The organism is Streptomyces sp. NPDC032161, from assembly GCF_040636995.1.
GTDB lineage: Bacteria > Actinomycetota > Actinomycetes > Streptomycetales > Streptomycetaceae > Streptomyces.
Window position 1 is genome coordinate 867,189 of the sequence record NZ_JBEZVN010000002.1, and the last position, 19,170, is coordinate 886,358.

Here is a 19,170-nt window from a genome sequence, read left to right on the forward strand (position 1 = left end):
GAGGAAATTGTGAAGCCGGAGCTTCACGAATTCGGACCCCTGGAATTCGCGCGCAGGCGACTTCAGGGGTCCGAATGGTGGATTGTCAAGCAGTATTACACATCGGCCTGTCGGTCCAGCACGGCGGCCAGCGCCTGCTCGAAGCCCGATGCCTCGGAGGCACCGCGGGTCGGGTCCTGCTGCCGTACGTCGATGACATGGCCGGTCATCTCGGAAAGCAGGACGTCGAGGGAGGTCCTCGCGACCGCCTCGGAGGAGAGCAGGGTACCCGCCGGCTCCTCGCCGAACGCCTTGGTGCGCATCGGCGTGGCGGTGCGCTCGGGGTTCACGCAGTTCACCCGCACGCCCTCGTTCGCCCACTCGTCCGCGAGGGCCTGGGTCAGGTTGACCATGGCGGCCTTGGTGGACGAGTAGAGGCTGTACTCCGCGCGGCCCCGGGTGTAGCTGCTGGAGGTGTAGAGGAGCAGCTGGCCCTTGGTCTCGGCGAGGTACTTGTGGGAGGCGCGGGCGATCTGGACCGGTGCCAGGTAGTTGACGTTCAGCGCTTCCTGGATGGTCGTGTTGTCCGTCTCGGCCAGCTTGCCGATGCGGAGCACGCCCGCGGTGTTGACCACGTAGTCGATGCGGCCGGTGTCGGCGTAGGCCTTGGAGAGCGCGTCGTCGATGTGCTCCGGGTTCTCCACGTGTGTGCCGGTGGTGGAGCGGCCCAGGGCGTAGACGGTGGCGCCGTAGGACTCGGCGAGCGACGCGATGTCCGCGCCGATGCCGTACGAACCGCCGAAGACGACCAGGGTCTTGCCGGACAGCAGCTCGCGGTAGGCGGCGTCGTCCGTCGGCTGCGGAACGGCCGTGGAGGCCAGCTGGAAGAGCTTGTCCGCGATGAAGACGTCGACCGGCTGGGTGACCTTCATGTTGTACTCGTCGCCCGCGACCACGTAGATCGGCACGTCGGGGAGGTACTTCAGGACCACCGAACAGTCGTCGGTGGCCTGGAAGTTCGGGTCGTCCGCCGCGATCTCGTACGCCCTGCGGATCGTGGACAGCTTGAACGCCTGCGGCGTCTGGCCACGACGCAGCCGGGAACGGTCGGGCACGTCGGTGATGAACTCGCCGTCGCCGCCGTGGGTACGCGTCACGATGATCGTGTCCGCGGACGGGATGGCGACGTCCACCGCCTGGTAGCGCTCCAGGGCGTCGACGCAGTCCTTGATGACCCGTTGCGAGAGCAGCGGGCGCACGGCGTCGTGGAACAGGACGTTGCGGTCCTCGCCCTCGGCCAGACCCTCGCCGAGGGCCGCGATGGCCAGCTCGGTGGTCTCGTTGCGGGTGGCACCGCCCTCGATCACCTTGACGACCTTGCCGAGCCCGGCCTTGGCGACGATCTTCTCCACGTCGGGCACGTACCCGGGGGCCATCAGCACGATGATGTCGTCGATGGAGTCGGCCTGTTCGAAGATCGACAGCGTGTGCTCGATGACCGCCTTGCCCGCGATCTTCAGCAGCTGCTTCGGGATCGACAGACCCACGCGCTGGCCGGTGCCTCCGGCGAGCACGACTGCTGTGGTTCGGGCTTTGGCTATGTGCTGAGCAGACACGGACGACCTACCTTGAGGGCTGGGAGATACAGCGATGGTTGCACTCTCCGTTACCGTCTCGCAAGGTGGACGTAGGCCACCGCACGCCGCGCCGCAACCTTGCGTTGCCCTGCGATCAGGGCAAACACCGGGATTGACGCTTCCTTGACGGGTGATCGACGCCACACGGTCGAGCGGCATGAATCACCCTTGAGCGCGTTCCGTCTGTCAGCCGGCTGACGCGGAGTACTCACCGGACCACCGGACGGCCGTACGGAACAGGCCTGTTCGGCACTTGACGGAACGGCCCGCGGGACCGGGTGGCCGGGCCGGCCCGGTCCGAGTTCGGGACGGAACCCGGACCGGGCCGACCCCTCCGGAACCGGAAGGGCTCGGAAGGAACCGTTCGGGACCGGGCCGACCCGGAAAGACCGTTCGGGGCCGAGCCGGGTGCCGGGGCCGGGCCCCGGATCGTCTAGAACGGGTTGAAGTCGTCGAACTCCCGCTGCGCCTCGTCGCGTTCGGCCTCGCGGTCGCGGCGGCGCTGCGCGGCCGGGCGGGGTGCCTCGAAGCGGTGGTCCTCGCCGCGCCGGCCGAGCATCTCCGCGCCGGACGCCATGGTCGGTTCCCAGTCGAAGACGACCGCGTCGTCCTCGGCGCCGATGGCCACACCGTCGCCCTCGCGGGCACCGGCCTTCATCAACTCGTCCTCGACACCGAGGCGGTTGAGCCGGTCGGCCAGATAACCCACGGCCTCGTCGTTGTTGAAGTCGGTCTGCCGCACCCAGCGCTCCGGCTTGTCGCCGCGCACCCGGTAGAGGCCGTCCTCCTCCTTGGTGACGGTGAATCCGGCGTCGTCGACGGCCTTCGGGCGGATGACGATACGGGTCGCCGCCTCCACGGGCCGGGCCGCACGCGCCTCCTCGATGACGCCCGCGAGCGCGTAGGAGAGCTCCTTCAGCCCGGTACGGGCGACGGCCGACACCTCGAAGACGCGGTAGCCGCGCGCCTCCAGGTCCGGGCGGATCATGTCCGCGAGGTCCTTGCCGTCCGGGATGTCGATCTTGTTGAGGACGACGATGCGGGGCCGGTCGTCCAGACCGCCGTACTGCTTCAGCTCCTCCTCGATCACATCGAGGTCGGAGACCGGGTCACGGTCGGACTCCAGCGTCGCGGTGTCCAGGACGTGCACGAGGACCGAGCAGCGCTCCACGTGCCGCAGGAACTCCAGGCCGAGGCCGCGCCCCTGGCTGGCGCCCGGGATCAGACCGGGGACGTCGGCGATGGTGTAGACGGTGCTGCCCGCGGTGACCACGCCGAGGTTCGGCACGAGAGTCGTGAACGGGTAGTCGGCGATCTTCGGCTTGGCCGCCGACAGGACGGAGATGAGCGAGGACTTGCCCGCGCTCGGGTAGCCCACCAGCGCGACGTCGGCGACGGTCTTGAGCTCCAGGACGATGTCCCGGGCCTCGCCGGGCTCGCCGAGCAGCGCGAAACCGGGGGCCTTGCGCCGGGCGGAGGCCAGCGCGGCGTTGCCCAGACCCCCGCGACCGCCCTGGCCGGCCACGAACGTGGTGCCCTGGCCGACGAGGTCCGCCAGTACGTTGCCGTGCTTGTCGAGCACGACCGTGCCGTCGGGCACCGGCAGGACCAGGTCCTGCCCGTCCTTGCCGGAACGGTTGCCGCCCTCGCCGGGCTGCCCGTTGGTGGCCTTGCGGTGCGGGCGGTGGTGATAGTCGAGGAGCGTGGTGACCGACTGGTCGACGACCAGGGTCACGTCGCCGCCGCGCCCGCCGTTGCCGCCGTCCGGCCCGCCCAGCGGCTTGAATTTCTCACGGTGTACGGAGGCGCAGCCGTGGCCTCCGTTACCCGCGGCGACATACAGCTCGACGCGGTCCACGAAGGTGGTCATGGTGGGAACCTCCAGTTACATACGTACAGAAATGTCTCACTCGTGCCGTCCCGCGCAGGAGAAGGCCGTCTCTCATGGGAGAAACACGCGAAAGGCGGACCCGCTTCCCGTGGGGGAAGTGAGGTCCGCCTCCGCAGAAATCGCTCGACGAGCGCCGTGAATCAGGCGGCGACCGGAACGATGTTCACGACCTTGCGGCCACGGTGCGTGCCGAACTGGACCGCACCGGCGGTCAGCGCGAACAGCGTGTCGTCGCCACCGCGACCGACACCCGTGCCCGGGTGGAAGTGGGTGCCGCGCTGGCGGACCAGGATCTCACCGGCGTTGACGGCCTGGCCGCCGAAGCGCTTCACACCGAGCCGCTGAGCGTTGGAATCGCGACCGTTCCGGGTGGACGATGCGCCCTTCTTGTGTGCCATGTCTCCTCAGTCCCTTACTTCGCAGCCGTGGGGATACCGGTGACCTTGATCGCCGTGTACTGCTGACGGTGACCCTGGCGACGGCGGTAGCCGGTCTTGTTCTTGTAGCGAAGGATGTCGATCTTCGCACCCTTGTGGTGGTCCACGACCTCGGCCTGGACCTTGATCCCGGCCAGCACCCACGGGTCGCTGGTCACGGCGTCGCCGTCGACCACGAGCAGGGTCGAGAGCTCGACCGTGTCGCCAACCTTGGCAGTGGAAATCTTGTCAACCTCAACGATGTCACCGACAGCAACCTTGTGCTGACGGCCACCGCTGCGCACGATGGCGTACACGCGGATCTCTCTCTCGCTCGGAACGGATCCCCTGATGCCAGCCGCTCGCGCGGGCGGAAGCCCACGACGATCCGGAAGGACGAGCGGCCTCTCCCGCCGGACGGGTCCACCGGGAGGAATGTGCTCAGAGGGGTGGGCGCGCATGGAAACACGCCGAGGGTCAAGATTACGGTTGCCTGGGCAAGGGGTCAAACCGGGCCGGGCGGCCCCACCCCACCGCACGCCCGAACGGGACGAAACATCCGATCACGGCCGCACCCACCCGCCCTGCCCCGGTCGCGGGCGGACCCGCCCGTTCGGCCGAACGGGTGAACTGGCATGCTCCTCGCGGGACGTGTGTGCGCCGGAGAAACCACCGGCTCGACCGGACCGGACCTCACGCATCACGCACGCAACCCGCCCGTTCTCACCGCTCGCAGCCGCCCGAGGGTACCGATGCCCCGCTCCGCGCCGCCCGGCCGTGTCTGGCCGCCGGCTCTTCTCGCCTCCGTCGTCTATGTGCTGTTACAGCTGACCGCAGGGACTTCCTGGACCCTCTATCCCGATTCATATCGATATGCGCGTGCGGCCGAGGAATACACCGGCGCCGACCGGGACCAGGCGCACCGCACCGCGCTCACCGCCTTCTGCGCCAGCCGGGCGGACGCGGCCGCACGGAGCAAGGCCCTCGATCCGCTGGCCTCGAAGAAGGACCCCGGCGCCTCCCGCTCCGCAGCACGGACCAGCTGTATGGAGCGGTGGCGGGACGCCCCCGACATCACCACCGGGGACCCCCGCTATCAGTCCATCTTCTCGTCCCGGCCCGGATATCCCCTGCTCCTGGCCCCCTTCGTCTCGGCGCTCGGGGTGCTCGAGGGCATGCGGACGCTCGGGCTGCTGCTGGCGGTGGGCGGTTCCCTGGCCGTCTGCGGGCTGCTGCGGACGGCCGGGCTGTCCGCAGCAGCGGCCGTGACCGGCCAGATCGCCTTCCTCGTCACTCCCCTCGGCCGGTGGAGTCTCCAGCCGCTCGGCGAGGGGCTCGTCACGGCCTGTGTCGTCGGCGCCGTCTGGGGTGGGGTCCTCGTGGCCCGGAACCGACGGACCGCGGGGATCGCGCTGTTCGTGGGTTCCATGGCCCTCTGCGCGGTCACGCGCTACTCGACGGCGCTGGTCGTCACCGCCACGATCGCGGTCGCGATGTGCGTCTCCGGAGCGCTCCGCCGGTCCCGGACGGATCTGCTCCTCGCCGGGGTGTCGGCCGGATGCTCCGGCGCCGTGGCGGTCGCGATGAAACTGCTCGCGCTCCCCTCGTCGGAGGTCACCCTCCAGGACACCTTCACCCGCCACTTCCGCTCCCCCGACGTTCCGGACCCCTGGGCCCGGCTCGTCGATCTCAACCTGACGTACTGGGCCCACTGGCTCGCCGAGCAGATCGCGATGCCGCTCTTCCTGGCGGCCGCCGCGTTCTCGCTGTGGGTGCTGCTGCGGCGCGGCGGTGTACTGGGCCCACTGGCCTGTGCGGTCGTACTGACCGGTGCCGCCCAGGTCGCTGCCCATCCCCTGGTGCAGGAGGCCGACCGGTTGGGCGTGCTCATGTGGGTGCCGGTGACTCTCGGAATTCCCTTGATCACGGAGGCAGTTCGCGACTTTCCCTCGCTCGCGTTTGACCGTACGGTCCCAGTTCCCGCCTCAACAGTGGAGCCTTCCCGTGCCAACACCACAGATCCCTGACGAACTTCTGGCCAGGACCGCCCGACGGGCGATCTCCAGACTGACCCGCACCGACCGGCCGTTCGTCGCCGAACGCGTCCTTGGGGTCTGCGCGCACCGCGTTCAGGACCGGCGGCTCAAGGCCGAACTGCTCGGGGAGGCAGCAGCAGCCCAACTCGGCCGAGGGCTCGTCCCGCGCCACCTCGTCCAGGCCTACGGCGCCGAACTGGCCCATGCGGACAGCGAATTCAAGGCCGGCCGGGAGAAGGAAGCCACAGCGGCCTTCGTCCGGGCGCTGATGCTGGCGTTCCACCGGGTTCCGCACGTCGACCGGCTCCACTCCCCCCTCTCGGACGACCCGGCCGGCTTCACGGCCCGGCTGCGCGCCGGCGCCGTCGCGCGCGCGGTGGCCGCGCCCCGCGGCCGGAGCGTACCCGCGGCCGCGCCCCCGTCCGACCGGCCGTTGCGGCTGCTCGTGGTGAACCGGGCCAACGCCAACTTCCTGGGACTGCTCACCGACCACTACGCGAACCACCCCGGCGTCGAACTGCGAACCCTCGACCTGGCGACCGACCCGGACCTGGCGCCGCTGGCCAAGGGGCTGCGGCGGATGGTCGAGGCACCCCTCGGGCTCCAGGACCCGTACGCGGCACAGGTCGAAGCGGCCCTTCGCCCCCACCTGGACTGGGCGGACACGGCCTTCGTCGAATGGTGCTCCACCGCCGCCGCGTTCATGACGCTGGTCGATCCCGGGAGCACCCGGATGGTCGTACGTCTCCACAAGTACGAGTCGTTCACCTACTGGCCGCACATCATGGACTTCTCCCGGATCGACGACATCGTGTTCATCGCGGAACACATGCGGGAGATGACCACCGCCGCCGTTCCCCGGCTGCTCGAACCCGACGCACCGCGCCTCCGTTTCCTGCACAACGCGCTGGACCTGCGGCGGTTCGACCGGCCCAAGGACGAGGACGCCCGGTTCACCGTGGGCCTGGTGGGCATCGGGCAGATCGCGAAGGACCCGCGCTGGGCCCTGGAGGTGATCAGGCTGCTGCGCGCCGCGGACGAGCGGTACCGCCTGCTCATGGTCGGCAGCGGCATCGACCCCGCGCCCAGTGCGGCGGCCGCCGCCTACCACACGGACCTGGAACGGGATCTGGCCGAGCTGGAGCCGACGGGCGCGGTGCGCAGGCTGGGGCCGAGCGACGACGTGCCCGGCGTCCTCACCGGTGTGGGCGTGATCCTCAGCAGCTCGGTCCGCGAGGGCTGCCACGTCGGCCTGATGGAGGGGGCGGCGTCCGGTGCGGTGCCGGTGGTCCGGGACTGGCCGTTCGTGGCCGGACGCCCGCACAGCACCCGTACCCTCTTCCCCGAGGACTGGGTGGTCACCACACCGGAGCAGGCTGTCGAACGCATCCTGGCCGTCACCGCGTCCGAGGAGGTCCGGGCCGCGGCCGGGCGCGAGGCGTCCCGCCACGCGCTCTCGGTCTGGGACTGGGAGACCGTCCGGGACGACTACGACCGGCTGCTGCTGGGCGGGGACCAGGACGTATGCTCACCGGGCGAAGTCGCGCTCCGGAAGGCACAGAAGTGAGTTACAGAGTCCAGCCCACCGCCCAGGTCGACCAGACCGCCGAAATCGGCGACGGCAGCAGCGTCTGGGAGCTCGCCCAGATCCGCGAACAGGCTCGCCTCGGCGAGGGCTGTGTCGTCGGACGCGGCGCCTACGTCGGTACGGGTGTCCGGATCGGCGACAACGTCAAGATCCAGAACTATGCGCTGGTGTACGAGCCCGCCGAACTGGCCGACGGTGTCTTCATCGGCCCCTCGGTGGTCCTCACCAACGACCACAACCCTCGTTCCGTGGACCCCGACGGCAAGCAGAAGCGCGGCGGGGACTGGGAGGCCGTCGGGGTCAAGATCGCCGAGGGCGCGTCGCTGGGCGCCCGTTCGGTCGCCGTCGCCCCGGTCCGGATCGGCCGCTGGGCCATGGTCGCGGCCGGTGCCGTGGTCACCAAGGACGTCCCCGACTTCGCTCTCGTCGTCGGCGTCCCGGCCCGCCGGATCGGCTGGGTCGGGCGTGCCGGGGTGAAGCTCGTGGAGAGCGCGGGCGAGCAGGGTGTGTGGGAGTGCCCGCAGACCGGTGCGCGCTACCGCGAGACCGACGAGTCCACGCTCGTCGAACTCTGACCGATGGACCCTGACCGACCGCGTCGTAGGCGCTCGGCAGGGAACGTGCGAGGGGCCCCGACCGCATCGGCCGGGGCCCCTCGCACGTGCGTGGCGTGATCAGCCGCCGATGACGACGCGGCGGACGCCCTCCCAGCGGGCCGGGTCCGTGGTGCGGCGGCCGTCGACCAGGACGCGGACGTCCGGGAGGTCGGCGGCGGACAGCTCGCGGTACTCGGCGTGGTCGGCCTGGAGGATCGCGGCAGTGACGGTCTGGCCCTCGTGCGGGACCAGGCCGTGCGCGGCCAGCTCCTCGGCCGTGTACATCGGGTCCGAGACGAACGGCACCGCGCCGCGCGCCTTCAGGGCCTCGACGGTCGGGAAGACGCCGGAGAAGGCCGTCTCCTTCACGCCGCCGCGGTAGGCCGCGCCCAGCACCAGCACGCCGACCCCGTCCAGGTCGCCGTAGGCGGCGGCGAGCAGGTCGACCGCGTACTCCGGCATGGCGGCGTTGGCCTCGCGCGCCGAACGCACCACGGTCGCCGAGGGGTCGTTCCACAGGTACATCCGCGGGTAGATCGGGATGCAGTGGCCGCCGACGGCGATGCCCGGCCGGTGGATGTGGCTGTAGGGCTGGGAGTTGCAGGCCTCGATGACCTTGAGGACGTCGATGTTCTGCTGGTCGGCGAAGCGGGCGAACTGGTTGGCCAGGCCGATGTTGACGTCCCGGTAGGTCGTCTCGGCGAGCTTGGCCAGCTCGGACGCCTCGGAGGTGCCCAGGTCCCAGACGCCGTTGGGGCGGGGCAGGTCCGTGCGCTCGTCGAAGTCCAGGACCGACTCGTAGAACGAGACCCCGTGCGCGGTCGACGCCTCGTCGATGCCGCCGACCAGCTTCGGGTAGCGGCGCAGGTCCGCGAAGACCCGGCCGGTGAGCACCCGTTCCGGGGAGAACACGAGGTGGAAGTCCTCGCCGGCCTTGAGGCCGGAGCCCTCTTCGAGCATCGGCGCCCAGCGGGTGCGGGTGGTGCCGACCGGCAGCGTGGTCTCGTAGCTGACGAGGGTGCCCGGCTTGAGCCCGGCGGCGATCGCCCGGGTCGCGGAGTCCATCCAGCCGAAGTCGGGGGTGCCCTCGGCGTCCACGAAGAGGGGGACGACGACCACGACCGCCTCGGACTCGGCCACGGCGGCGGCCGTGTCCGTGGTGGCGGTCAGCAACCCCGCGTCGACGGTCTCCTTGAGCTTGACGTCCAGGTCGTGCTCGCCGGGGAACGGCTCGACACCGGCGTTGACCAGCTCCACGACCTTCTCGTTGACGTCGGCGCCGATCACCCGGTGGCCCTTGGCCGCGAACTGCACGGCGAGCGGCAGGCCGATCTTGCCCAGGGCGACTACACAGATGTTCATGGTCACTTCCTCTTGGAGCGCTTGGCACCGGTCAACAACGATCGCAGTCGCGATCCCAGCGATTTCTTGGGCGGACGAAGCGGGCCGGTCCTGACCACCATGCGCCCCTTCGTATTCACCCGGGCCGAGACACGGTAGGGGACGTCGCCCGCCCAGAGCCGGGCGAGCGGCATCGGGCGGCCCTTGCCGCGTACCGGGATCTCGTAGGTCCGGCCCGCCACGTCGACCGAGACCCGAAGGCCCAGCTCGGTCCGGACCCGGTGGAGCGGGATCCTGGAAGTGATCAGGGTGCCGTCCCCGCCCGGCGCCAGGGCGTGGGCGGCGGTACCCACCGGGTCGGGGAGTCGTTCGCCCTCGTCCAGGCGGCGGGCGCCCGCGCCGTCGGCGGACTTGGGCATGGGGCCCGAAGCCAGCCTCATCTGCAGCGAATCCGTCTCGCCCAGCACGGGAAGCCGTACGGTCACGTCGAGCGCGAAACCGTCGCCCTCCTGGTGCCAGCCGGCGGACTCGAGCACGGTACCGGAGCCGAGCCGCCCCGTTATCGCGCCCCGCAGCTCGAAGCTGCTGTCGGGCAGGGAGTACCGGCTGTCACGGAAACCGGGATAGCGGGCATAGGCGTGATCGCCTTCCAGCACGGTCGGCGGCATCGTTCCCGAGGTGTCCAGGCGGACCAGCTCGGCCAGTTCGTCCGCCCGGCCCTCGAACACCCAGCGGAACCGGAGCCGTTCGGGGACGGTCAGCCGGTGTTCCACGGAATCGAAGGAGGTCCTGTAGTACTCCTCCATGAACCGTCCGGTGGCACGTACGCACTCGGCGCGGCGCTCCGGCGTCATGGCCAGGAAGTTCGTGCCGAATATCCAGGCCAGGTCGACCTTGAGGAGCCGTATGGCGAAGGCGTCGTAGAGGTCACCGGGGCCTGCCAGATCGCGGAGCTTGTCGAGCGCGTACGCGCAGACCTTCAGACGGTTCTCGAAGCGTGCCCGGTAGGTGATGTTGCTGTCGTCGTCACGCCGGACCGCGTAGTAGCAGTCGTAGTCCGCGACCACCGAGACGGTCCTGGACCGGACGTACATCTCCAGCGTGAACGGCATGTCGCAGCTGACCGGCAGGTCCTCCGCGTACCGGATGCCGTGCTCCTCGATGAGGGAGCGCTTGTACATCTTGGTGTTGGAGATCGCGTAGAGCGCCCCGGAACCGATCAGCGGTACGTTCGCCTCGGTGGAACGGAAGATCGCCCGCGGCACGGACCGGTCGCCGACGGCCACCATCTTGCCGAGCACGACGTCCGAGTCGTTCGCGTCGGCCATGGCGATCATGCGCTCCAGCGCCTCGGGGCCGAGGTAGTCGTCCGAACCCACGAAGAAGACGTAGCGCCCCGTCGCGTTGGCGAGCGCGACGTTGTTGGGCCGGGCCGGCCCCCCGGAGTTCTCCTGGTGGATCACCTTGAAGGTTCCGGGGAACCGCTCGGCGAAGCGGTCGAGTTCCTTTCCGCTGTCATCGGTGGACCCGTCGTCCACGGCGACGATCTCGATCCGGTCGAGTCCGATGCTCTGCCGGACGAGAGACTCCAGACACTCGGTCAGGGCAGGCATCGTGTTGTACACGGCCACGACGACCGTGACGTCGGGAACATCGGATCTGTCGGTCACACGGTCACCTCGGCCGCTTTCTCGACGGATGGGCGCCTGCTGCCGGGGAGAAGGCCCGTGTACACCTCGTCGAGCACCGCCGCCTGGGCCTCCCAGGTCCACTCGTCGAGCATTCCGGGCTTGTCGTAGACGTCGCGGTACTTCTTCGGGTCCGCCAGGACCGCCTTCACCGCGCGGACGTAGTCCGTCACGTCCTCGGCCTTGAACACCTCGCCCTGTCCGGTCTGCGCGACCATCGCGCCCATCGTCTTCACGTCGCTCACCACGAACGGCAGCCGCGCGTGCGAGTACTCGAAGAACTTGGTGATGAGCGCGATCTCGTGATTCGGCCAGTGGTGGATCGGGATGACACCGAGGTCCGCCGCCGAAAGGAAACGCACGACCTGGTAGTGCGGAACGTACGGGAGGATGTGCACGCGGTCGCCCACGCCGAGTTCCTCGGCACGCTGCGCCAGACCGGTCATGTACGGCGAAGCCGGGCGCAGCACGATGAACGCGACGTGCACGTCCGGAAGCTGCGGCAGCGACTCGACCATGATGTCCAGCCCGCGCTGCGGGGCCGCCGCACCGCTGTAGACGGTCAGCGGGACATCGGGGCCGATGCCGCACAACTCGCGCAGGTCGGGCACCGGCTCCGCGGCCTGCTCGGGCGAGACCTGCCCGTCGGGGGCGTTCAGCACCACCGCGGGCTTCTTCGCCAGTCCGTGCCGCTCGGCCAGCATGTCCGCGAGGGTCGCCGAGACCGTCGTCACCGCGTCGGCGTGCTTGGAATAGGCGAGCTCGTGCAGGCGCTGCGCGACGTGCCAACGCGGGTGCGGGTCCCACGGCTTGATGCCGGGCAGGAACTCGTGCGCGTCCCAGACGAGCTTGACGTTCCGCTTCGCCGCGCGGGCACGCAGCACGGCCCGCGCGCCGATCCCCAGCATGCGGAAGTCGTTGGCGTGGATCAGGTCGGGCTTGAGCTCGTCGATCACCTTGCCGAAGGCCAGGTCGAGGTCGAGCAGGTAGGGGTCCAGCTTCCGCCAGGCGCGTCGGCCCATCACGCGCAGCCAGAACGCCGTGGTGAAGCGGTCCAGCGGGGAGTCCATCCGCTTGCGCCGGGCTTCCAGCGCGTTGGTGCGCCGGACACGCATCCCGACCCAGCGGCTGGCCACCTTCGCGAAGACCCTCTGCGGCAGCAGCCAGAGCTTCGCCAACGGCGCGCGCCTCTCGGTCGCCTCGATGAGGCGGATGTTGAGGTCGGCGCGCCACGCCTTCATCTTCTGCTTGCGATAGGCGGCGAGCGGTCCGGGGCGGTAGGCGAGCGGCGACCGCAGCATGGGGCTCCGGTACTCGTGCCTGCGCCGCTGCATGGGTCCGGGCACCTTCAGCAGCCGGACGTTCGCCTCGCCGATCTGCCAGTGCTGCTCCGACTTGCCGGGCGACTTGCCGAGAAGGATCACGTCCCAGCCCGCGTCGGCCGCGGAGCGTGCTTCCTTCTGCACACGGGAGTCGCCGTTCACCCCGTTGTCGACGAGCATGACGATCCGGCCGCGGGTGCCGGACCGCGGTGCCGCGGTGTTCTCAAGATCCATGTGATACGAGTTCTTCCCCGGAGATCGTGACGGTGTTTCCGCTGCGGGCCGACTCCAGCACGGCAGCGGCCACTTCCACCGTTCGGAGCCCTTCCCGCAGCGTGCAGATGTCCTTGGAGACGCCCCGTACGGCGTCCCTGAAGAGTTCGTGCTCGACGAGCAGCGGCTCACGCTTCGGTATGGCGTAACGGATCATGTCGCCCTCGGAGACCCCGCGGAACGCCTGGAGGGCCTCCCATTCGGTGGCCACCGCCGCGTTCGAGTGGAAGGTGAGGTCCGCGGTGAGGGTGTCGGCGATGAAGGTGCCGCGTTCGCCGGTGACGGAGGTGAAACGTTCCTTGAGCGGGCTGAGCCAGTTGACCAGGTGATTGACCATGGTGCCGTCGGAGAGCCGGCCCACGGCGGAGACCATGTCCTCGTGCGGGCGGCCGGACTTCGAGACGGTGTGGGCGGCGATCGACGTGTAGGTGCGGCCGGTCACCCAGCCGGTCAGGTCGATGTCGTGGGTGGCCAGGTCCTTCACCACGCCGACGTCGGCGATGCGGTGCGGGAACGGGCCCTGGCGGCGGGTGACGACCTGGTACACGTCGCCGAGCTCGCCGGCCTCCAGGCGGGCACGCATCGAGCGGAGCGCCGGGTTGCAGCGTTCGATGTGGCCGACGCCGGCGACCAGGCCGCGCGCCTCGAACGCCTCGACGAGGCGGCGGGCGCCCTCGACGGTGTCGGCGACCGGCTTCTCGATCAGCGCGCAGACCCCGGCCTCGGCGAGCTGGAGACCGACCGGTTCGTGCAGGGCGGTCGGGCAGGCCACGACCGCGTAGTCGACTCCGAGCGCGATCAGTTCGTCGACCGAGGAGAGCACGGGGGCGCCCTGCGCCCAGCCGTTCTTGTCCCCCATCGGGTCGACGACGCCGACCAGCTCCACGCCTTCGAGTCCGGCGAGGACACGGGCGTGGTGGCGGCCCATGGAGCCCAGGCCGACGAGTCCGGCCCTCAGTGTCGCGGCGGTCACAGGTTCTCCCCCAGCGCGTTCACGGCGGCGGCGATGCGCTCCAGGTCGTCCGCCCCGAGGGACGGGTGCACGGGCAGCGAGACGACCTCGGCCGCGGCCCGCTCGGTCTCCGGCAGGTCCCAGGTGCGGCCGGCCTTCTGGTCCGGCTCCCAGTACGGCTTGAGCCGGTGGATCGGGGTCGGGTAGTAGACGGCGTTGCCGATGCCCGCCTCGGTGAGCTTCGCCATCGCGGCGTCGCGGTCGCCCCGCACCCGGATCGTGTACTGGTGGTAGACGTGCCGGGCTCCCTCGGACACCGGCGGCGTCGTGACGCTCGGGGCGGTGATGTGGGCGTCGAGGTAGGCGGCGTTGGCGCGGCGCTGCTCGGTCCAGCCGGCCAGCTTGGTCAGCTGTACACGGCCGACGGCGGCGGCCACGTCCGTCATGCGCATGTTGGCGCCGACGATCTCGTTGGCGTACCGCTGCTCCATGCCCTGGTTGCGCAGCAGCCTGAGCGTGCGCGCGACCTCGGCGTCGGCCGTGGTGATCATGCCTCCCTCCAGGGAGTGCATGTTCTTGGTCGGGTAGAAGCTGAACGTGCCGCCGGAGCCGAAGGCGCCGACCGGAGTGCCGTTCAGGGACGCGGCGTGCGCCTGGCAGGCGTCCTCGACCACGGCGAGCTTGTGCTTCTCGGCGATGGGCATGAGCTTGTCCATCGCGGCCGGGTGACCGTACAGGTGCACCGGCATGATCGCCGCCGTGCGCGGCGTGACGGCGGCCTCGACGGCGGCCGGGTCCAGGCCGAAGCTGCCGGGCTCGATGTCGGCGAAGACCACGTCGGCGCCCGCCAGCCGCACGGCGTTGGCGGAGGCGGCGAAGGAGAACGACGGGACGATGACCTCGTCGCCCGGGCCGATACCGAGGGCGAGCAGCAGCAGGTGGAGCGCGGAGGTCCCGGAGTTGACCGCCACGCAGTGGCGTCCGGCGACCAGCTCGGAGAAGCCCTCCTCGAAGGCCGCGACCTCCGGGCCCTGCACGACGCGACCGCTGCGCAGTACGCGTACCACGGCCTCGATCTCTTCGTCACCGATAGCCGGTCGGGCAGCAGGGATGGTCTCCCTGTTGTCGCTCGACATGGACATCCTCCTTGAACACCGCAAGAGCTGTGACCGGCGAAGGTTCGAGGGCACGCGAATGCCGGCTGAGGCTCCGCCGCCTCGGCGCACGGCCGATTCTTTGACAATATATTGCGCTCAAATCACCCTTTTTCCCCGAGGGCAGCGCACTTGGGGTTCGGAGGGTGGTCTGTCCTGCCGGAAGTGGACCGACGCCGATGAGCATTCTCAGGAATGGCATATCAAGCGTCAGCCGCGTCACATTATCAGGCTTTTCATACCGCGTTTCGTTCGGGTTGGGGCTGTCGAGACGCGGTCCATGTGATCCGCATCGAGCCGGGACGCGCCGAAGAGGCACGGCCCTCATGAGGGGGTCGCGCCTCTTCGGCGTCATCCGACGGTCAGCTCTCCGTGTCGGCCGACACGGACGGCTGCGAGGACTGCTCGGCCGCGACGGTCTTCTTGGCCGCCGCCTTCTTCGCCGTCGTCTTCTTGGCCGTCGTCTTCTTGGCCACCGTCTTCTTCGCGGCGGTCTTCTTGGCCGTGGTGGTCTTCTTGGCAGCCGTCTTCTTGGTGGCCGCCTTCTTGGCCGTGGCCTTCTTGACCGCCTTGCGGGCCGTCTTCTTGGCCGGAGCCCCGGTCTCCGGGGCCTCGCCGTCGGGAGTCTCCGCGGCACTCTCCGGTGCCTCGGCCCGTACGGTCGCGGGCTCCTCCGACACAACGGGCACGGCCTCGGGCTCCGCCACGACGCTCCCCGTCACCACGACGACCTCCGCCGCGTCCGCGCCTGCGGGCGAGCCCGCGGGGGCGGTGACCTTTCGGGTCACGCGACGACGGGCGCGCGGCGGGGCAGGCTCGGCGGCGGCCTCCACCACCACGGCCTCGGGCTGTACCGCCTCGGCCGCCGATGCCTCGGCATCGACCGGGGTGACCACGGTCACGACTTCCTCGACCGGCTCGGCCGTGGCCGGCGAGCCCGCCGGAGAGGTCGCCTTGCGGGTCGCCCGTCGGCGCGTACGGCCCTTCGGGGCCTCGGCCGCGGGAGCCTCCGCCGCCACGGGGGCCTCGGCGACGGGCTCGGGCTCCGCCACCGGTCCAGCCTCCACGACCACGGCCGGTTCCGGCTCCGGCTCGGCCACTGGAGCGGCGGGAGCCTTCGCGGCCTTCGGGGCCCCGGCCGATGCCGTTGCCTTGCGGGTCGTACGGCGTCGGCCACGGCCGCGCGCCGCGGCCGCCTCGGCCTCGGCGGCGCTGCTGTACAGCTCCTCGTCCGGGGCGAACTCCGGCTCGGGCAGCGCCACCGGAGCGGCCACCTCGGCAGCGATCTCGGCAACGGTCTCGGTCTCCACCGCTGTCCCGGTCCCGACGGCGGCCTCGGCCGCGGCTTCGGCCGGTGCCTCCGTGACGTGCTCGGGTCCGTGCTCGTGCTCATGGCCCACGCCACCGCGACCGCGCTTCTTGGAGCGCTTGCCGTTGCCGCCGCCGATCGAGGCCGGCTGCGGCATGTGCACGATCACACCACGCCCGTTGCAGTGGACACAGGACTCGGAGAACGACTCCAGCAGCCCCTGTCCCACCCGCTTGCGGGTCATCTGGACCAGGCCCAGCGAGGTCACCTCGGCGACCTGATGCTTCGTACGGTCGCGTCCCAGGCACTCCAGCAGGCGCCGCAGCACCAGGTCCCGGTTGGACTCCAGCACCATGTCGATGAAGTCGACGACGACGATGCCGCCGAGGTCGCGCAGCCGCAGCTGGCGCACGATCTCCTCGGCCGCCTCCAGGTTGTTCTTGGTGACGGTCTCCTCGAGGTTGCCGCCCTGACCGGTGAACTTGCCGGTGTTGACGTCGACCACGACCATCGCCTCGGTCTTGTCGATCACCAGCGAGCCGCCGCTCGGCAGATAGACCTTCCGGTCCAGCGCCTTCATCAGCTGCTCGTCGATCCGGTAGGTCGCGAAGACGTCGACCTCGGAGGTCCACCGCGACAGGCGCTCCGTCAGGTCCGGCGCCACCTGCGAGACATAGCCGTGGATGGTCTCCCACGCGTCGTCACCGCTGACGATGACCTTGGAGAAGTCCTCGTTGAAGATGTCGCGGACGACCCGGACGGTCATGTCCGGCTCGCCGTAGAGCAGCGTCGGCGCGTTGGAGCCGCTGGTGCCCTTGGCCTTCTTCTGGATGTCGTCCCACTGCTGCTGCAGCCGTTCGACGTCGCGGCGCAGCTCGTCCTCGCTAGCGCCCTCCGCGGCGGTACGGACGATGACGCCCGCGTCCTCGGGGACGATCTTCTTGAGGATGGTCTTCAGCCGGGCCCGCTCGGTGTCGGGCAGCTTGCGGCTGATACCGGTCATCGAGCCCTCGGGCACGTAGACCAGGTAGCGGCCGGGCAGCGAGACCTGGCTGGTCAGGCGGGCGCCCTTGTGACCGATCGGGTCCTTGGTCACCTGGACGAGGACGGACTGACCGGACTTCAGCGCGGTCTCGATGCGGCGCGGCCCGTGAGCCATGCCGAGCGCCTCGAAGTTCACCTCACCGGCGTACAGGACGGCATTGCGGCCCTTGCCGATGTCGACGAAGGCGGCCTCCATGGACGGCAGTACGTTCTGCACCTTGCCCAGGTAGACGTTGCCGACGTAGCTGGTGGCCTGCTCCTTGTTGACGTAGTGCTCGACGAGCACGTTGTCCTCGAGGACGCCGATCTGGGTGCGCTCGCCGTTCTGGCGGACGACCATCACGCGCTCGACGGCCTCGCGGCGGGCCAGGAACTCGGCCTCGGTGATGATCGGAACGCGGCGGCGGCCCTGCTCACGGCCCTCACGGCGGCGCTGCTTCTTCGCCTCCATACGGGTCGAGCCCTTGATGGACTGGACCTCGTCGAAGCCCGTGCCCGGCTCCCGCTCCTCCTTCTTGCGGGGCTCGCGGACCTTGACGACCGTGCGCTCGGGGTCGTCCGCGCCGACCTCGACGTCGGCGGTGAGGTCCCCGCTGCGACGGCGACGGCGCCGACGACGGCGGCTGCTGCTCGTGCCGGAGGCGGCCGTCTCGTGCTCCTCCTCCTCCTCCGCGGCCTCGGTCTCCTGGGCGTGTTCCCGCTCGTCCTCGGCCTGGTCGGCCGCAGCGGCCTCCTCGCCGTGCTGCTCGGAGGTCTCCTCGCCCTCGTGGTTCTCACCACGGCGACGACGACGGCCTCCGCGACGGCGGCGGCGCGTGGGCCGGTCGCCGTACTCGTCCGTCTCCTCGCCCTCGGCCTCGGCCTCGTGCTCGGCGTCGCCCGCGTCCTGCGGCTCGTGCTCGTCCTCGACGGGCTCCTCCGCCGCGGGGGCGGCCTGCTCGGGCTCGACGGCCTCAGCGCGACGGCGGCGACGGCGGCGCGAACCGGCCGACGGCGCGGCCACGGCGGCGGGCTGCTCCTCGACCGTGCCGACCTCCTCCTCGGCCTCGATCTCCGCGTGGCGCGAAGCGGCAGCGGCGGCGGCCGCGCTCTCCGGGGTCTGGAACATGGGCTCGGTGAAGACCGGGGCCTGGAACACGGCCACGGCGGGACGCGTCGCGCGACGGCTCTTGCGTACGGGCTCCTCGTCCTTGCCCGTGAACTCGGGCCGGCCGGCGGCAGCAGTGACGCGGCGGCGACGGCGGCCGTGCGGCGCGGCGTCCTCGGCCTCGGCCTCAGCGGCCGGTGCCTCGGCCGCGGGCTCGGCCTGGGCGGCGGTCTCGGCCGCCGTGGTCGCGGCCACGGGCTCGGACAGGCTCTCCGCGGTGTCGGCGGTGGTCCCGGTGGCCTTCGGCGCGCCCGCCGGGGCGGTCGCCTTGCGGACGGCACGGCGGCGGGTGCGCGCGGGCGGCGCGGCCTCGGCCTGCGGCTCGGTCTCCGCTTCCCCTTCCGCCTCCGGAACGCTGTCGGCCGAGGTCGTGTCGGTGACCTCGACGGGCTCCGCGACGGCCTCGGCGGTCTGCGGGGAACCGGCCGGAGCCGACGCCCTGCGGCGAGTACGTCCACGCGGCGCGGCGGCGGGCGCGGGCTCGGGCTCGGCCACCGCCGCGGGGGCCTCCTCCTCGACGCTCTCGCCGTTCTCCACGGCCTCGACGATCTCGGCGGGCTCGGCCGCCTTCGGCGAACCCGCCGGAGACGTCGCCTTACGGACGGCACGACGACGCGGACGCGCCGGAGCCGCCTCCACGACCTCGGGCGCGGCCTCGGCCACCTCCTCGACCTGCGCCTCGACGATCTCGACCGGCTCGACCGCCTTCGGCGAACCCGCCGGAGACGTCGCCTTACGGACGGCACGACGACGCGGACGCGCCGGAGCCGCCTCCACGACCTCGGGCGCGGCCTCGG

13 protein-coding genes are annotated in these 19,170 nt (G+C 70.7%); 3 read left to right on the plus strand and 10 right to left on the minus strand.

The genetic code is table 11. The features are described from left to right. Window positions 1–95: 95 nt before the first annotated feature. The 4 genes from AB0E67_RS09590 to rplU all read right to left on the minus strand — a co-directional run bounded on the left by AB0E67_RS09590 (window position 96) and on the right by rplU (window position 4,240). Window positions 96–1,595: a bifunctional cytidylyltransferase/SDR family oxidoreductase gene (locus tag AB0E67_RS09590; protein ID WP_362023163.1), complete on the minus strand. Its 1,500-nt coding sequence runs from the start codon at window positions 1,593–1,595 to the stop codon at window positions 96–98. A gap of 454 nt (window positions 1,596–2,049) precedes the next feature. Continuing rightward, window positions 2,050–3,486 (minus strand): GTPase ObgE, encoded by a 1,437-nt coding sequence (obgE, locus tag AB0E67_RS09595; RefSeq protein WP_362023166.1) that lies wholly within the window; start codon window positions 3,484–3,486, stop codon window positions 2,050–2,052. Window positions 3,487–3,647: 161 nt separating this feature from the next. After that, the gene (gene rpmA, locus AB0E67_RS09600) at window positions 3,648–3,905 is read right to left on the minus strand and encodes a 50S ribosomal protein L27 (RefSeq protein WP_362023168.1); all 258 of its coding nucleotides are present in this window, start codon (window positions 3,903–3,905) and stop codon (window positions 3,648–3,650) included. 14 nt (window positions 3,906–3,919) lie between these two features. Beyond that, the gene (gene rplU, locus AB0E67_RS09605; protein WP_045947825.1) at window positions 3,920–4,240 is read right to left on the minus strand and encodes a 50S ribosomal protein L21; all 321 of its coding nucleotides are present in this window, start codon (window positions 4,238–4,240) and stop codon (window positions 3,920–3,922) included. A gap of 435 nt (window positions 4,241–4,675) precedes the next feature. On the opposite strand from rplU, the gene AB0E67_RS09610 reads away from it, so the two are divergent. From AB0E67_RS09610 to AB0E67_RS09620, 3 genes are read left to right on the plus strand one after another with little or no spacing between them, the layout of a single operon-like run. Then, window positions 4,676–5,950, plus strand: a complete 1,275-nt coding sequence (locus AB0E67_RS09610; protein ID WP_362023171.1) for a hypothetical protein — start codon at window positions 4,676–4,678, stop codon at window positions 5,948–5,950. Continuing rightward, on the plus strand, window positions 5,928–7,526 hold the full coding sequence (locus AB0E67_RS09615; protein ID WP_362023174.1) for a hypothetical protein: 1,599 nt from the start codon (window positions 5,928–5,930) through the stop codon (window positions 7,524–7,526). The genes AB0E67_RS09610 and AB0E67_RS09615 overlap by 23 nt, the downstream gene beginning before the upstream one ends. Beyond that, the gene (locus AB0E67_RS09620) at window positions 7,523–8,122 is read left to right on the plus strand and encodes an acyltransferase (RefSeq protein WP_362023176.1); all 600 of its coding nucleotides are present in this window, start codon (window positions 7,523–7,525) and stop codon (window positions 8,120–8,122) included. The genes AB0E67_RS09615 and AB0E67_RS09620 overlap by 4 nt, the downstream gene beginning before the upstream one ends. Before the next feature lie 99 nt (window positions 8,123–8,221). On the opposite strand, the gene AB0E67_RS09625 is transcribed toward AB0E67_RS09620, so the two are convergent. From AB0E67_RS09625 to AB0E67_RS09650, 6 genes are all read right to left on the minus strand, one after another. Continuing rightward, window positions 8,222–9,505, minus strand: coding sequence for a nucleotide sugar dehydrogenase (locus AB0E67_RS09625; protein ID WP_351524338.1), 1,284 nt, complete (start codon window positions 9,503–9,505; stop codon window positions 8,222–8,224). A 2-nt stretch (window positions 9,506–9,507) separates the two neighbouring features. Then, window positions 9,508–11,154: a glycosyltransferase gene (locus tag AB0E67_RS09630; protein WP_362023179.1), complete on the minus strand. Its 1,647-nt coding sequence runs from the start codon at window positions 11,152–11,154 to the stop codon at window positions 9,508–9,510. Next, the gene (locus tag AB0E67_RS09635; protein WP_362023182.1) at window positions 11,151–12,728 is read right to left on the minus strand and encodes a glycosyltransferase family 4 protein; all 1,578 of its coding nucleotides are present in this window, start codon (window positions 12,726–12,728) and stop codon (window positions 11,151–11,153) included. Before AB0E67_RS09635 ends, AB0E67_RS09630 begins: the two co-directional genes overlap by 4 nt. Next, window positions 12,718–13,740, minus strand: a complete 1,023-nt coding sequence (locus AB0E67_RS09640; protein ID WP_362023185.1) for a Gfo/Idh/MocA family oxidoreductase — start codon at window positions 13,738–13,740, stop codon at window positions 12,718–12,720. The genes AB0E67_RS09635 and AB0E67_RS09640 overlap by 11 nt, the downstream gene beginning before the upstream one ends. Next, on the minus strand, window positions 13,737–14,855 hold the full coding sequence (locus AB0E67_RS09645) for a DegT/DnrJ/EryC1/StrS family aminotransferase (protein ID WP_362023187.1): 1,119 nt from the start codon (window positions 14,853–14,855) through the stop codon (window positions 13,737–13,739). The genes AB0E67_RS09640 and AB0E67_RS09645 overlap by 4 nt, the downstream gene beginning before the upstream one ends. A gap of 380 nt (window positions 14,856–15,235) precedes the next feature. Continuing rightward, window positions 15,236–19,150 carry an Rne/Rng family ribonuclease gene (locus AB0E67_RS09650; RefSeq protein WP_362023623.1) on the minus strand — a complete coding sequence of 1,305 codons (3,915 nt, stop codon included), beginning with the start codon at window positions 19,148–19,150 and terminating at the stop codon, window positions 15,236–15,238. Window positions 19,151–19,170 lie beyond the last annotated feature (20 nt).